Raw genomic sequence first — 11,943 nt, forward strand, 5'->3', positions numbered from 1 at the left:
CTGTTTTTAGATAATGAATCTATTCATCTGCGAAAAGAGAGAATTTCCTTTACTGTTTCCATTATTCATCCAGGTGAAAATATCGTATTCATAAGGGGTTTCCCAGGTTTTTAACTTTTTATTCATGAAATGTTGAAAACATTGAAAAGTAGCTATAGGAAATTGGGGAAAACTAATGAAAGAAGAGATGAGTTGTTGAATAATTCTCAAAACAAAAAGGGAATCGTTCGAAAACTGAGAAAACCTACTTGAACAGGATAATCGTTAATTTGACAAGATTTAAAAAATAATTTTCAGAGATGTTGTTGTTAAATAATATTAAAATACCAGGTCAAAAGCGACAAAACAGATGTTTGTATTATTAAATGCCTGATGAAACACTATGTCATATGTAAAAGGTAACACTCTTGACAAATTGAAAAGAAAGGTTTTTCCACCACGGTTTATGAGTGATTTCGAAGTTTTCAACATTTTCCACAATTTCATGATCGACATACAGGATAACAAAAGAGATAAAACTCTTTATCTTATATAATTCCCGTTTCTTTCCTTGTTTTTTCTCTTCACACTGCAGGTATATAAACGAAAATTGGAAGGCCGTGATGAAAGCCGGGGAGGTTTTAGGTATCAATATGAATTATGAAAAACAGTTGACGAGCTGGGAATTCAGTATATAATTTGGGAGTTGCTCTTAACCATGAAAGGGAAATAATATGAAGCGCACGTATCAACCTAACACTCGTAAGCGGGCTAAGTGCCACGGTTTCCGTGCTCGTATGGCGACCAAGAGCGGCCGTAAGGTTTTGGCTCGCCGCCGCGCCAAGGGACGTAAGCGTCTTTGCGTGTAAAAGGAAACTTAGGTTGGAGACTATATCATCGAAACAGGAAATCTCCGATCTCTTTTCCTCTGGCAAGCGTTTCCATACGCCTTACCTGACTTTCATAGTGTTACCAACAAAGCGGCACGACCTTAATGGTCGTGTTGCTTTTATAGCGGGAAAAAAGTTAGGGAATGCTGTTTGGAGAAACCGTGCAAAGAGACGCATGAGAGAGGCGTGTTATTTGGCGGGAGGTCCCTGGAAAGGATTTGATGTGGTATTTCTCGCGAAAAGAAATGTGAGTAGTATTACATTTAAAACACTTGTCAGTGTATGTACCGAAACAGCGCAAAAAGCTGGGTTTGTTCGAGATTCCGTTTATGATAGACAGAATTAAACAACTTCCCGTTCGAGTAGCAACGCTTGTTATTTTGTTTTACCAAGCTGCGATATCTCCTTTGTTTCCCTCGTGCTGCCGATTTCAACCAACATGTTCTCAATATAGTTTGATTGCTTTTCGGAAATATGGGTTCAAAAAAGGTTTTATCCTCACCATTAAGAGGATTTTACGGTGTCGTCCGGGAGGACCACATGGTTACGATCCTGTACCCTGAGCGGGATCTGTACTGCGTGGTGCTCTTTGGTATATAAAGGAAGGAAGGAATTATGTGGTCGGTATTCAAAGATTGGATCTTTGATATCATCAGTTTCTTCTACAGCTTCGTTGGTGACTGGGGAATGGCGATTATTATTATCACCGTCATCTTCCGTCTGATCATGGCTCCGATTGTACATAAGCAGTCGAAATCGAGCTATCAGATGCAGAAGATCCAGCCTAAGATCCAACAACTGCAGTCGAAGTATGCTGATGATCCTCAACGTATGAATGTTGAGATGCAGAAATTGTACGCAGAAGCGAAATTCAACCCGCTTGCTGGATGTTTACCAATGCTTCTACAAATGCCAATTTTTATGGCGTTGTTTCAGGTGTTGCGCGAGATGGGCGATCGTGTTCAGGGCACGTATGAGTTCTATAATCTCGTTCCTAGCTTGGTTACTACACCATCACAGGCTCTTGGTCAGGGATTTCTCTTTTTCTTACCCTATGTCATCTTGATGGTTGTGTTCGCAGGAGCAACATTCTTACCAATGTTTCTTCAGCAGAAGAATAACTCCGATCCTAAGCAAAAGCAGCAGATGTACATTATGTCTGGTCTTATGAGCTTAATGATGCTGTGGATTGGTTGGAGTTCGCCAGCAGGCGTGCTTTTATTCTGGGGAGTGTCATCTCTCTTCGGTGTTGTACAACAGCAAATTGCAATGAGTATTATGCGTAAGCGTGATGAAGAGGAATCGAACGAGATCGAAGTTCAGCCGATTGAGATTGATGTGACGAGGAAGGAAAAAAAGCCTCGCCCTAAGAAAAAAGGCGGCAAAAAGAGGCATTAATAGTTGTTTCACGTGAAACAACTGGTGGATTAAAGGAGCAACTATGGCTGAAGAGCTAGAAAAAGAGCAGCCTGACGACTATGTTGAGCTCACTGACGAAGATATTGATCGTATAGCTGATACTGCTATTGGTGTTTTGAAAGATATTTTGAAGCACTTCAATGTTGGTGAGGTTGTTATTGATGAATATGAAGGCGATGAAGGAGAACTCATACTAGATATCACCGGTGATAATCTTGCGGTTCTTATTGGACGTCATGGGAAAACACTCGATTCTTTACAATTTCTCGTGTCAGCTATTACGTTAAGAACGCTTGGATTCCGTTATCCGGTTGTTATTGATGTTGAGGGATATAAAGGGCGTCAGCGTGAGAAATTGGAGTCTATTGCTCGTTCATCTGCGAATCGGGCAGCATCTCAGCATAAGTGTGTAAAACTGCGACCTATGACTCCATATGAGCGGCGTATCGTTCACATTGCTCTTCGTGATGATGATCGAGTTGAAACCGCATCCGAAGGTGAAGGGTCAGCTCGTCATGTAGTGGTTATTCCTCGATAAAATCGAATACATAGTTTGATTATAAAGACTCCCAAGTGCTGATATAGCTGGGGAGTCTTTTTCTATTCTTGCCATGCAGATGAAGTTCCACTGTGGTATAGAAATTAGTAATCAGGTAGGATACAGTGCTCAACCAGTTAAAAACCAAGGAGCCTTCATGCATGACGATCTTCTTCGGAAGCATCTTGAGCTAGTTATTGAAGCAAATAAGATAACAAACATAACACGTATTTCATCTTTTAACGAGGGAATGAGACTTCATGTTGCTGATTCCCTTATTGGATTAGAAGAAATAAACGCCGCTCCTATAGGAAAATATGCTGATATTGGATCAGGTGCTGGATTTCCAGGGATACCGCTTGCCATTGAAACAGGCCGTGAAACCCTCTTAGTTGATTCCGTACGGAAAAAGACCGCTATTCTTGATTCATTTATAAAAACGCTTGAATTGGAAAATGTATCAACGTATACGGGAAGAATTGAAGACCTTGGAAGGGAAAGAGCAGGGCAATTTAGTGTAGTTACAGCGCGTGCCTTGGCTAAATTATCGATTCTTATGGAACTATCGAGTCCCTTGCTTTGTGATAATGGTTTACTTGTTTGTTATAAAGCTCTCGTTGATGATGACGAATTGGGACATGCTTTAGAGTTACAAAAAAAGCTTGCAATGAGCTACGTTTCAGATCGAACTGTATCTTTAGATGATAAAACACGTAGAATTATCTGCTTTAAGAAGCAAGGGAAACCAAAAATAAAATTACCACGAAACGTTGGTATGGCTCAAAAGAAGCCTTTATAACGCCGGAAGATAGTTACTTCAACGGATGTGAGAGCGAATGTTTCATATGAAACATCGAGAAGGTATATACTTTGAATCGTCCGATGAAAGGGGATTTCTGTGGGCTTATTCGATAGCTTGAAGCGCGATAGACATAAAAAGGAATCTGAAATATCAGCAACTTCTGATCCTATTATTAAGGAACCGAAAGAAGAAATTACTCAAATAGATTCGATTGAAGATATTGAGGCTACTCCCGTTATTGAGCGAGAAGTGAAACAACCCGAGCCGGTGCGGGATGTCGTGATTGAGAGCCGTCCGTTGAAGTCGTATGCTGACAAGGCTCCAGTAACTCACGTTGTTGGTCAAACAAAGGTTATTGCTATCATTAATCAAAAGGGTGGAGTTGGTAAGTCGACAACATCTATCAACTTAGGTGCTGCTCTTGGTGAAATGGGTAAACAAGTTTTGCTTATTGATCTTGACCCACAAGGAAACTCTTCAAGTGGTTTAGGAATCGATAAAGGTGCAGTTCAAAACTGTATTTATGACGTACTACTTAACGATGTGCCGATAGAGCAAGCTATTATTCCCGATGTATACGAAGGGTTAGACGTTGTTCCTGCAACAATCAACCTTGCTGGTGCGGAAGTTGAGCTTGTTTCTGAGATGGCACGTGAAAACCGTCTTAAAGATGCTGTTGGCACGATGAGAGGGAGATATGATTTTGTTTTTATCGACTGTCCTCCCTCTCTCGGTTTATTAACTGTTAATGCTCTTGTTGCAGCAGATAAACTGTTAATCCCAATTCAGTGTGAATTCTATGCATTGGAAGGAGTGACAAAACTTCTTGATTCGATGAATCGTGTCAAAAGTCGCTTGAATCCAAGTTTAGATATCTATGGCGTGCTTATGACGATGTACGATGGAAGGACGACGTTATCGCGACAAGTTGTCGAAGAGGTGAGAAATTACTTCGGCAGAATTGTTTTTGAGACAATGATTCCTCGAACCGTCAAATTATCAGAAGCCCCGAGCTATGGTCAGCCTATTACTCAATATGATCCTGCCGGCAAAGGAGCGCAATCGTACGTTGATCTTGCAAAGGAAGTGATCTCTCGTGGCTAAAAATACACGCAGTGGTTTAGGCCGTGGTTTAAATTCTCTTATGGGTAGTATTTATAACGAGGCAATTCCAGAAGAGAAACCTGAACCGATCAAACATACGCAACCTACCCAATCTGTCCAGGTTGTGAAGCCTACTCAACCTGTTCCACGTGTAATGGTAGAAGGTGAAGATGTACCATCAGAGTCGATTAAAGCCGTAAAAATGACTCCTGAACAGCGAGCAGAACAAGCTCGAGAAAACGAAATACATTCGGTAATAGTAGAAGATCTTAATCAAGCTGTTAGTAGTGAGGATATATCTATCAGTGTTGTTTCCGAACAAAGTACCGATGAAATATCTATCGACTTAATTGAGCCGAATCCTGATCAGCCCCGAACAAACTTCAAACGAGAAGAATTAGAAGAACTAGCCGCTTCAATAGAGAAGGATGGGTTACTTCAACCCATTTTAGTTCGTTCGATTGATGGAGAAAGATATCAGATCATTGCAGGTGAACGCAGATGGCAGGCATGCAAATTAATTGATTTGAAAACTGTTCCTGTTCGAATTAAAGAAGCGGACAATGATCAGGCTTTAGAGCTTGCATTGGTTGAGAATCTTCAGCGTTCTGATTTGAATCCAATTGAAGAGGCATATGGATATCGGAGAATGATGGAGCGTCGTGGTATGACGCAGGCCGAAGTTGCTCAAGCAATGTCGAAAGGTCGTTCAACGGTAGCGAATGCATTACGGTTGCTTGATCTTCCTGAAGACGCCCAGCAATTACTGTTTGAAGAGAAAATTACTGCGGGTCATGCGCGTGCTATCTTATCTATTCCCACACAAGAGGGACGACAAAAACTAACTGATAAGCTATTACAAGAAACTCTTTCAGTGCGTGAAGCGGAAGCGATTGCACGGTTAATGTCTGGTAAAACATCGGCAGCAAAGCAATCTCGTGCACCGTTACCTGATTCATATAAGAAAGTTGCTACTGAGCTTAAGAAAGTGTTAAGTGCACCTGTTCGCGTTAAGTCAGTTAAAGGGAAAAATAAAATCGAAATTGAGTTTAAAGACGAAGAAGATTTGAAACGTCTGTTTAATCAATTATCTTCCGAGTAGAACAATCGTTAACATCAATGTTTCACGTGAAACATTGATGTTAACGAAGATTGATTCTTATTACATAAACAATTAGTGCGAGCTCCTTCTTATTTTCAAGGAGCTCGCACTCTTTCAATGCTAGTAAGTGTTTAAGGATAAGAAATCAAGAAAGAGAAGAATCTAATATAAGGATAGTATCTTAGCTTTATAGCAAATGTGTTTGCTTTAATTGTCCACATGCTCCCGCAATGTCACTTCCGCGAGAATCACGTATTGTTACTTCTATACCACTATTGGTTATTTCTGAAACCCATTTCTTTATTACTGCAGCAGATGAGGGTTGATAAGGGGAATCCTTAATGGAATTGATAGGAATAAGATTAATATGACAGAGAAGACCTTTACAAAAACGAAGTAATGCTTGAAGATCACTTGGCTGATCATTGACGTTTCGGATCATGATATATTCGAATGTAACACGTCGTTTCGTTGCTCTGATATAAGATTGGAGTTCTTTCCGAAGGTCGGGAAGAGGAAAACATGCAACCTTTGGCATCAGGTGATCGCGAGTTTCCTGCACTGTAGAGTGTAGAGATACGGCAAGCGTGAATTGTTCTGGTTCTGAAGCAAGCCGTTGAATACCTGATAGTACACCGCAGGTTGATAAGCTGATATGTCGTGCACCGAGAGCTATTCCTTTTGGGTTATTAAGAATGCGTAGCGCAGCAAGAACGTTATCATAATTGAGAAATGGTTCACCTTGTCCCATACCGACGATATTGGTAACACGTTTTCCCATATCTTCTTGTGCTAAAAGAACCTGGTCAACGATTTCCCCTGGGAAAAGGTTTCGAATAAAACCCTCGTTTCCTGTAGCGCAAAAGTCACAAGCCATTGGGCATCCGATTTGAGTAGAGAAACAAACTGTTAACCGCGAATCGTTCTTTGAGGGAATGGCAACGGTTTCAACACAGGTGCTGTCGTGAAATTCGATAATGTACTTTCTCGTTCCGTCTTTCGAAATACTCCTATTAATGATTGATGGTGTATAGAGTGGATACATCTCTGAAAGGGTTAATCGTAACGCTTTTGGGAGATTAGTCATCTTGTCGTATGAGTCAACATGGTGAACATAAAGCCATTCTTCGAGCTGACGAGCGCGAAAAGGACTTTCTCCGAGTTCTTTCATGAGAACTGATAGCTGATTTGGTGAATATGTTTTGATATGAGTTTCCATAAGGAAGATTATACCTGTTTCACGTGAAACATGCGCATTGTACGGCGAGCTGCGCTGATAAGAGGGCGTTTTGCTATACTGCATGAGCCGAATAATATAGCGAAAAGGAGTTGTGGTGAACACGTTGAATCCGAGCTCATGCAGTGTCGCATTGCTTGCTGGCGGAAAGAGCGGCGAGCGAGAGATTTCTCTCGCTTCTGGTAAGGGTGCTTATGAAGCACTTAGAGAAGCGGGTTATTCGGTTACCATGCTCGATCCGGCGTCGAACAATGACCTCGTATCGTTGATTACCGGTGATTTCGACGTTGCCTTCTTATGTATGCATGGTAAATACGGTGAAGACGGTACGCTGCAAGGTATGCTTGAAATGATTGGGTTACCATACACCGGGTCAAACGTGTGGGCGAGTGCTTTAGCTATGGATAAAGCAAAGGCAAAACTGTTTTATATTCAAAACGACATTCCAACTCCTTTATCAATCACCCTCCATATTGATGATGAGTATTCTCTAAAGGAAATCGTAAAAACCGTTGGGGAACACTGTGTGGTGAAGCCTGGGACTGAAGGAAGCGCACTTGGCGTGTTTATCGTTAAAGGAGAACAAGAAATAGCCGATGCGATAGATCAGGCGTTTGAGATTGACACCGAGGTGTTGATAGAACGCTACGTTCAGGGAACTGAGTTGACGGTAGCTGTTGTGGATGATCTCGATACAACAAAAGCGCTACCTGTAATTGAAATCGTACCAAAAAGCGAGTTCTACGACTTTGAGTCGAAATACGCCCCTGGTGGCTCTGAACACATATGTCCTGCACGAATTTCTAGTGAAACGACCTGTTGTGCGCAAGATCTTGCTATTCGAGCACATAAGGCACTAGGATGTTCGGGGGTTTCGCGAACCGATATTATTCTCGACGAGAACGGGGAGTGTTGGGTGTTGGAAACAAACACACTTCCCGGAATGACGAGTACATCGCTGCTTCCCGATGCCGCTCGCGCAGCGGGAATTAGCTTTCCTGAACTTTGTACTATGTTGATACGAGATGCTTTAAAAACTTCAAACTAGGTAATGTGAAAGAAAAGCCCCTATCGAGGGGCTTTTCTTTCACCGGGAGGTGTTATACGAAGTATTCTTTCTTGATGAGGTATTAAAACAACCCGAAAGAATGCAGGATAAAAGCAACGAAAGCGATAAGGCAGAGAATAAATGCCCAGCTGATCAAATAGCAGCCTATATTCCCTTTTCTTCCGTGTTCGACCATTTTCTCCGTAAACGATCGCCTTGTTTTAATGAATGCGGTTCCCTTATCTAATGTTGGCAACTTAGTCTTCGTTGAAGGGAGCCAGTTTCCATTACTATCGATAATACTCTGTAATTCATGATCGTTTAGCAAAAGGGAACGTCGGTTGCCGTCGACCATATCGTTGCCAAATTTACTCACAAACGGAAGGAATGATTCTTCAAGTGAGAGATCGTAGCATATGAGAGCCATTTCACCCCAATATTCACCTGGTTCGGGGATATCGGAATATGCAACAAATGAAAGTACTGCGTTCAATTTCCATCCGCGTGCAGAAAGGACACGTAGTGTTCTCGAAACATTTGCGTTAAAAAATCCAACCTCTCCGTCGAAACGGTTTTTCAGCCAGGCGATTGAAACGTGGTTTTCTGTTTTGAAAACGATATCGTAGCGGTCGCCAACAAGATTGTCGGCTCCTAATAGAACCGCCGCCTCTTTTTTTGAAGGAGTACTGAAGCGCTCGTAGGAACCGAAGAATTTGTCGGTAAGCACGGGATTCCTTTCGTCCGTGGTGGGACCAGCAGCTGTGTTTGGGGTAGTATGACCTGCTGAATGTATGATAGATGATAAGGTGGGGCGTATGGAAAATAAGCATATAACTGGAATACCTGCGGCATTGAATGCGTTTATCAGCGATGGGACGCCCGACGAGATTGTATTCCGATACGCTTCGCTTACTGAAGTGGCAAAGTCGCACGATTTTGGCGATTTAGACCACAATATCGTTGTTATAGATACTGAGACAACAGGTTTTTCGTTCAATCATGACGAACTGACCCAAATTGCGGCAGCACGTATGGAACAAGGAAAGATCATCGATTGGTATGTAACGTTCGTGAATCCCGGTAAACCCATTCCCGAAGAGGTTGCTCGACTAACCAATATTCATGATGAAGATGTGATCGATGCCCCTTCCCCTAACGAAGCACTTGCAGGTTTGGTGGAATTCGCAGGCGATGCTAAACTGGTTGCCCATAACGTAGATTTTGATCGCACGTTCACTACACGGCATCCCAGCGGGTATCCGCTCCTTGAAAACACATGGATCGATTCGCTTGATCTGTCGCGTATCGCTCTTCCCCGTTTAAAGTCGCATCGTCTGATCGATTTGGTGAAAGCGTTCGGACTTCCTTTATCGACACATCGTGCCGACGATGATGTGGCGTCTACGTGCGCCGTGTTACGCGTGCTGTTTGCTGCAGTGTATGAAATGCCCCTGAATCTCACAGCGTTCATTGCTAGCTTGGCATCACAGGAAGAATGGTCGAGCCGTATCGTGTTCGATGAGATCACTCGCCAGAAAGCAGCCAATACTGCCATTCCTCGTTTTTCGTTGCGTTCGATTCGCGATGCAAGGGTGTGTACTCGGGAATTTAACGCAAAGGCTGATGCAGACGATATAGCAGCTGATCCTATAAGGAATCTTACGTTTCCTTCGAGTAACGAACTAAGTGAATTGTTTTCCCGAGACGGGTTACTCGGCCGCATGTATGATGACTACGAACCTCGCAAAGAACAATGTACTATGGGTTGCGTAGTGGGAGCTGCATTTGAACGCAGTGAGAACTTAATTGTTGAGGCGGGTACTGGAGTGGGAAAATCGATTGCGTATCTGGTGCCGTCGGTACTTCTCGCGAAACGGAACAACATTACCGTCGGTGTGGCGACGAAAACAAACGCATTACTTGATCAGCTGGTGTACCATGAGCTTCCCGCTCTCGCTGCGGCTTTACAAGATACGTATCCCGATATGAGTCCGCTTACCTATGCGTCGTTGAAAGGTTTTTCGCATTACCCTTGTTTGCGGCGTATTGACCAAATTGCTGCTTCGGGTGCGCATATGAAAGAGGTGGCGGGCAAAAGCGTATCGCAGGCTCCTGCGATTGCGGCGCTACTGTCGTATATTGAGCAAACCGAATATGACGATATGGATTCCCTGAAGCTTGATTATCGCGTTCTTCCGCGAAAGGCTGTTACTACGACGAGTCATGATTGTTTGAGAAGGAAATGCCCGTATTTCAACACGTCGTGCTTCGTTCACGGGCAGCGTCGCCACGCTGAGCACGCTGATATTATTGTGACGAATCATAGCTTACTGTTCTGCGACCTTGCTGCCGATGGAGGGCTTTTACCTCCGGTGCGGTATTGGATTGTTGATGAGGCTCATGGAGCAGAACAAGAAGCACGCCGAGCGTTTTCGGTGAACTTAGAAGCAGAAGATCTGCTGCGAGCAGCTGCACGCGCAGGTGCCGATGAATCGGCTCGTAACGTGTTTATTGCAGCTGAACGACGAGTTGATGCCGGTGGCAACGGTGAGAAAGCAACATTGTTCTATGCGCTCACTTCGCGCGCAAAATCAGCGGGAAAGATGTATGCGGAAGCGGCAGTAGTATATGCAGAGCATATGAAGGACATGGTGTTTTTCGCTCCCGGTAAGCGGGGACGTGGTTACGACATTGCGGAAGTGTGGTTAAACGATGATGTACGGCGTAGCGCTACGTTCGCCCATATGGCAATGTTTGCTGATACGCTTATCGGCGCGGCAGAAAAGCTGGTTACTACGTCGCAGGAGCTTGTTGCTTATCTTGAGGATGTTGAGGGTGCTGCCGAGGTTCAACGCGAGATCGCGTCTCTTGCCATGGAGGCGAAACGGCAGATTAATGCGTTAGAGCTGATTATCCGTTCACCAAGCGATACATACGCATATTCAGCGACGGTAAGCCGCAAGCAGGATCGCGTTATGGAAAAACAAGAAGCGTTGCTGGTAGAGGTAGGAGACAAGCTAAACGAAACACTATTTGCCCGAACCCATTCGGTGGTGTTTGCTTCCGCAACGTTGTCGGTGAATGGAACGTTTACTGCGTTTGAATCGGCGTTGGGTTTAAATACTGGTGAATTCTCGCACGCACGCACCTGCATGCTTGATTCTAGTTATGACTTTGATACGAATATGATTATCTATGTGGTATCTGACATACCCGAGCCAATGGATCCTTCGTATTTGAGCAAATTACAATCGCTGCTGATCGCCACTCATATTGCACAGCAGGGTTCAATACTTACACTATTTACGAATCGCCGTGAAATGGAAGCCTGTTTTAACGAGGTACAGCCTTGTTTGAAAGCGCATGACCTGCGACTGGTTTGTCAGAAGTGGGGAGTGTCGGTGAAGGGTCTTCGTGACGATTTTCTCGCAGACGAGCATTTATCACTGTTTGCTTTGAAGAGTTTTTGGGAGGGATTCGACGCACCAGGGGCTACGTTGAAAGGAATAATCATTCCGAAGCTTCCCTTTGCGAAACCGACTGATCCCTTGTCGTGCGAGCGCGCTGCGCGCGATGATCAGGCGTGGCGTAAGTACGTGCTTCCTCAGGCGATCTTGGAAACGAAGCAAGCGGCTGGACGGCTTATTCGGAAAGCCGATGATACCGGTGCGCTCATACTTGCCGACAAGCGGTTGCTTACCAAATCGTACGGGCGTGCTTTCTTGAATTCTATGCCGAGTAGAACTGTGAAAGTTATGACAACAGCCGATATTATTGCCGATATTGCCGCGCACGCTGTGCGTAAAGGTTAATGTGCCGGTAGG

At 43.7% G+C, this 11,943-nt stretch carries 12 protein-coding genes; 10 read left to right on the top strand and 2 right to left on the bottom strand.

The annotated features are described in order from the left end of the window. Window positions 1-713: 713 nt before the first annotated feature. The 8 genes from rpmH (at window position 714) to G7Y43_RS00260 (ending at window position 5,834) form a co-directional block, all read left to right on the top strand. The gene (rpmH, locus tag G7Y43_RS00225) at window positions 714-848 is read left to right on the top strand and encodes a 50S ribosomal protein L34 (protein WP_165042862.1); all 135 of its coding nucleotides are present in this window, start codon (window positions 714-716) and stop codon (window positions 846-848) included. A 13-nt stretch (window positions 849-861) separates the two neighbouring features. Further along, a complete protein-coding gene (rnpA, locus tag G7Y43_RS00230) occupies window positions 862-1,215 on the top strand; it encodes a ribonuclease P protein component (protein WP_165042864.1) in 354 nt (117 codons plus the stop codon). Continuing rightward, a complete protein-coding gene (gene yidD, locus G7Y43_RS00235) occupies window positions 1,199-1,432 on the top strand; it encodes a membrane protein insertion efficiency factor YidD (protein WP_165042866.1) in 234 nt (77 codons plus the stop codon). The genes rnpA and yidD overlap by 17 nt, the downstream gene beginning before the upstream one ends. A 52-nt stretch (window positions 1,433-1,484) precedes the next feature. Further along, entirely contained in the window at window positions 1,485-2,267 is a 783-nt protein-coding gene (locus G7Y43_RS00240) for a YidC/Oxa1 family membrane protein insertase (RefSeq protein WP_165042868.1), read from the top strand. Between the two features lie 43 nt (window positions 2,268-2,310). Then, the gene (locus G7Y43_RS00245; protein WP_165042869.1) at window positions 2,311-2,826 is read left to right on the top strand and encodes a R3H domain-containing nucleic acid-binding protein; all 516 of its coding nucleotides are present in this window, start codon (window positions 2,311-2,313) and stop codon (window positions 2,824-2,826) included. Window positions 2,827-2,983: 157 nt separating this feature from the next. Further along, window positions 2,984-3,625, top strand: coding sequence for a 16S rRNA (guanine(527)-N(7))-methyltransferase RsmG (gene rsmG / locus G7Y43_RS00250; protein WP_165042871.1), 642 nt, complete (start codon window positions 2,984-2,986; stop codon window positions 3,623-3,625). Window positions 3,626-3,829: 204 nt separating this feature from the next. Beyond that, window positions 3,830-4,732, top strand: a complete 903-nt coding sequence (locus G7Y43_RS00255) for a ParA family protein (protein WP_370514622.1) — start codon at window positions 3,830-3,832, stop codon at window positions 4,730-4,732. Further along, window positions 4,725-5,834, top strand: a complete 1,110-nt coding sequence (locus G7Y43_RS00260) for a ParB/RepB/Spo0J family partition protein (protein WP_241158080.1) — start codon at window positions 4,725-4,727, stop codon at window positions 5,832-5,834. Before G7Y43_RS00255 ends, G7Y43_RS00260 begins: the two co-directional genes overlap by 8 nt. A gap of 187 nt (window positions 5,835-6,021) precedes the next feature. Here G7Y43_RS00260 and rlmN read toward each other — a convergent pair whose 3' ends face one another. Further along, a complete protein-coding gene (rlmN, locus tag G7Y43_RS00265) occupies window positions 6,022-7,053 on the bottom strand; it encodes a 23S rRNA (adenine(2503)-C(2))-methyltransferase RlmN (protein ID WP_165042873.1) in 1,032 nt (343 codons plus the stop codon). A gap of 115 nt (window positions 7,054-7,168) precedes the next feature. Between rlmN and G7Y43_RS00270 the strand changes: the two genes are divergently transcribed. Then, on the top strand, window positions 7,169-8,119 hold the full coding sequence (locus G7Y43_RS00270) for a D-alanine--D-alanine ligase (RefSeq protein WP_370514620.1): 951 nt from the start codon (window positions 7,169-7,171) through the stop codon (window positions 8,117-8,119). 82 nt (window positions 8,120-8,201) lie between these two features. Here the strand turns inward: G7Y43_RS00270 and G7Y43_RS00275 are convergent, their stop codons facing one another. Then, window positions 8,202-8,846, bottom strand: coding sequence for a hypothetical protein (locus tag G7Y43_RS00275; RefSeq protein ID WP_165042877.1), 645 nt, complete (start codon window positions 8,844-8,846; stop codon window positions 8,202-8,204). An 88-nt stretch (window positions 8,847-8,934) separates the two neighbouring features. Between G7Y43_RS00275 and G7Y43_RS00280 the strand changes: the two genes are divergently transcribed. Continuing rightward, complete coding sequence (locus G7Y43_RS00280; RefSeq protein WP_165042879.1) at window positions 8,935-11,931, top strand: helicase C-terminal domain-containing protein; 2,997 nt, start codon at window positions 8,935-8,937, stop codon at window positions 11,929-11,931. Window positions 11,932-11,943: the final 12 nt, after the last annotated feature.

It is taken from the genome of Adlercreutzia sp. ZJ138, assembly GCF_011038935.1.
Classification (GTDB): Bacteria; Actinomycetota; Coriobacteriia; order Coriobacteriales; family Eggerthellaceae; genus ZJ141.